At 58.4% G+C, this 3,390-nt stretch carries 2 protein-coding genes and 1 tRNA gene; all 3 read left to right on the top strand.

Annotated features, from left to right (window positions below; all coding sequences use genetic code 11):
• Positions 1-320 precede the first annotated feature (320 nt).
• The 3 genes from AD944_RS00860 to tig all read left to right on the top strand — a co-directional run bounded on the left by AD944_RS00860 (position 321) and on the right by tig (position 3,352).
• Positions 321-1,784 (top strand): bifunctional ADP-dependent NAD(P)H-hydrate dehydratase/NAD(P)H-hydrate epimerase, encoded by a 1,464-nt coding sequence (locus AD944_RS00860; protein ID WP_045542213.1) that lies wholly within the window; start codon positions 321-323, stop codon positions 1,782-1,784.
• A 49-nt stretch (positions 1,785-1,833) separates the two neighbouring features.
• A tRNA-Leu gene (locus AD944_RS00865) sits at positions 1,834-1,918 on the top strand.
• 99 nt (positions 1,919-2,017) lie between these two features.
• Positions 2,018-3,352, top strand: a complete 1,335-nt coding sequence (gene tig, locus AD944_RS00870; RefSeq protein ID WP_006559063.1) for a trigger factor — start codon at positions 2,018-2,020, stop codon at positions 3,350-3,352.
• The last annotated feature ends 38 nt before the right edge of the window (positions 3,353-3,390 follow it).

Raw genomic sequence — 3,390 nt, forward strand, 5'->3', positions numbered from 1 at the left:
TTGCAGATGGACGGAATTACGCTGCGTGGTGTCCAGCAGGTTCAGGCTGGGGCGCAGAATGATGGTCGCGTAAGCAGCACCGCCAACCCATACGACAATGCTGATGATGTGGAGTGCGAGAATTAGGCTCCACAGAATGGAATGAGGCATGCAGACTCCGCTCACAGAAAATGAAAGATGGCTTTCAAAACGCACTATGCCTCAAGGCCAGCGAATGGTCATGGGCGTGCAACTCGGAGCCTGATTGCCAAGGGGGTGGCCGAGGTGCAAGTCAGTATTCTGGCTTTGGCTTCCCGTTCATGCCGCACAGGAGGGCTTTAATGGCGTTCACTTCTCATTCCTCTCTCGCTCTTTATAGCCCCGAAGAGATGGGGCAGATTGACCGCCTGGCGTCTGCTTCCGTGCCGGTGGCTGTGTTGATGGATGCCGCAGGGCGTGCCGTTGCGCGTGCCGTGCGGCGTTTTTTTAAGCCGTGCAGGGTCTTGGTGCTGTGCGGGCCCGGCAATAACGGGGGCGATGGTTATGTGGCCGCTCGTTATCTTTATGATGCAGGGTGGCCAGTAACTGTGGCAGAGATGTCGTCCCCACATGCAGACTCGCCCGCCGGTCAGGCTTCCGCACTTTTTGGCGGGATACGGGTGCCGTTTACCGCAGAGGAAGCGCAGCGCGCAGATCTGGTTATAGATGCGGTGTTCGGTGCGGGGTTGAGCCGGGATGTGACTGGCCTTCCTGCGGAAGTGCTGGCTGCCGCGCGCAAAGTGGTGGCGGTGGATATCCCCTCCGGTATTGATGGTGAAACGGGGCAGGTGCGGGGCCATGCCCCCTACGCGCAGATGACCGTTACCTTCGTGCGCTTCAAGCCGGGGCATCTGATGTATCCGGGGCGTGCCCATATGGGGCGGCTGGTGCTGGCTGACATCGGTATGCCTGCTTCCGCGCTTGATCAGGTCGCGCCACAGGCGTGGCAGAACGCACCCGGTTTGTGGACTCTGCCCATTCCGGGGCCGGAAAGCCATAAATACAGCCGCGGGGTGGTCAGTATCTGTGCGGGTGAGACCATGCCTGGAGCAGCACGCTTATGTGCGGGTGGGGCACGGGCGGCAGGCGCAGGGCTGGTGCGGGTTGCCGCAGGAACTGGAGCGCCGGCTTACAGGCTCGGGGCACCGGGGCTGGTGGTGGATGATGGCCCCTTGCCGGAACTTCTGGAAGATAAGCGGCGCGCTGTCTGGGTTTGTGGGCCGGGGCTGACAGAGCAGGAAGTAAGCAAAGCCCTGCCTGTATTGCTGGAGGCGAAAAAAACTGTTCTGGCCGACGCTGGCGCACTTTCTGCTTTTGCGGGCAAGCCTGAGGTGCTGCACGGCGTTGCAGTCATTACGCCGCATATCGGAGAGTTCACAAAACTGTTTGGCGCCCCCGGAGATAATCCTCCAGCAGCCGTGCGAGCGGCCGCTCAGCGGCTTAATGCGGTTGTTGTCCTGAAGGGGGCGTCAACCCTTGTGGCTGCCCCGGATGGCCGACTGGTGATCAATGATCACGCGAGTCCGGCGTTGGGAACGGCGGGCTCTGGTGATACGCTTTCTGGGGTGATTGCCGCCTTGCTGGCGGCAGGTATGCCCGCGTGGGACGCTGCCTGTGCGGGTGTGTGGCTGCATGGAGAAGCCGGTTTGGAGGCTGGAACATGGCCCATAGCCGAGGATCTGGACCGTTATCTGGGCCTTGCGCGGGAAAAAGCGACCAGATTGCAGTCTCAGGACAAGAGATATGCATCGGGCATCTTGCCGTGAGCCACGCTCTGGGCTAAGTGCTCGCAACTCACGACGGGGTTTTGACCGTGCGGGTGTGGTGGAATTGGTAGACACGCCAGATTTAGGTTCTGGTGGCGCAAGCCGTGGGGGTTCAAGTCCCTCCACCCGTACCAATTATTTGGTGCCCCCGTCCTGTTTCGCAGCAGCTTCCGCAGCAGCCTTTCGGCACGATGCGGGGTGTTTAAGTTTGTACCGAAAGGAAGGCCTGGCCGATGCAGGTTACCGAGACCCTTTCCGAAGGGCTGAAGCGTGGTTTTACCATTACGATTCCGGCAGCGGATCTTAAGACGAAGCAGGATGCTCGTCTCAAGGAAGTGGCCGCCAGCCTGAAGCTTCCGGGCTTCCGTCCGGGTAAGGTTCCCGTCTCCATTGCGCGCCAGCGTTATGGTGAAGGCGTTCGCGCTGAAGTGCTTGAACAGGCCGTGTCTGAAGCGCTCCGCACCACGTTGGATGAGCGTGGCCTGCGCCCGGCTGGTCAGCCGCAGGTTGATCTGGTTTCCGGTCAGGAAGATGCTGACAAAGACCTGGAATTCAAGGTGGAAACCGAGATCCTGCCTGACATCACGGTTCCGGATCTCTCCGATCTCAGCTTGACGCGCCTGAAGGCGACCGCCAGCGATGAAGCCATTGACAAGATCGTGGCAGATATCGCCAAGCGTCAGCGCACGTTTGAAACGCTTGAGGAAGATCGCCCCGCAGTAAAGGGTGATGTTGTCAGCGTTGATTTTGTTGGCAAGCGTGACGGTGTGCCCTTTGACGGTGGCACGGCTGAAGATGTGAACGTTGAAATCGGTGGTGAAGGCTTTATCCCCGGTTTTGCCGAGCAGATTGAAGGCATGAAGCCCGGTGAAGAAAAAGTCATCACCGTGACCTTCCCGGAAAATTACGGCGCTGAAGAACTTGCTGGTAAGGAAGCGACGTTCGACATCAAGGTGCGTGAGCTGAAAAAAGCTGTTGATGCGCCGATTGATGATGAACTGGCCAAGAAGCTGGGCTTTGAAACGCTCGAACAGCTTCGTGATCTGGTGCGTAAGCAGGTTGAAGGCGAGTACGATCAGCTTTCCCGTCTGCGTATCAAGCGTGAACTGCTGGACGCTCTGGCTGCAAAGACCGATTTCCCCGCTCCGGAGGGAATGGTTGATGCGGAATTCAACCAGATCTGGCAGCGCGTTGATGCAGACCGCAAGGCCGGTGAGCTTGACGACGAAGATAAAGATAAGGACGAAGAAACCCTTCGTTCCGACTATCGCAAGATTGCGGAACGCCGGGTGAAGCTGGGTCTGCTTCTGGCAGAAATTGGCCGTAAAAACGCCATTACCGTCACGCAGGATGAACTGGCACGGGCAATGCGGGCAGAAGCCATGCGTTACCAGGGTCAGGAACAGCAGGTGTTCCAGTTCTTCCAGAACAATCCGCAGGCCATAGAATCCCTTCGCGGTCCGATTTTCGAGAACAAGGTTGTCGATTATCTGATTGAACTCGCGAAAGTGGAGGATAAGGAAGTTACTCCAGAAGAGCTGTCGGACATTCCTCCGGCTGATATCTGATACCAACCGTTGCTTGGGGTGACTCAGGGGGTACCCAT

This window comes from Acetobacter tropicalis (assembly GCF_001580915.1).
GTDB classification, from domain to species: Bacteria; Pseudomonadota; Alphaproteobacteria; order Acetobacterales; family Acetobacteraceae; genus Acetobacter; species Acetobacter tropicalis.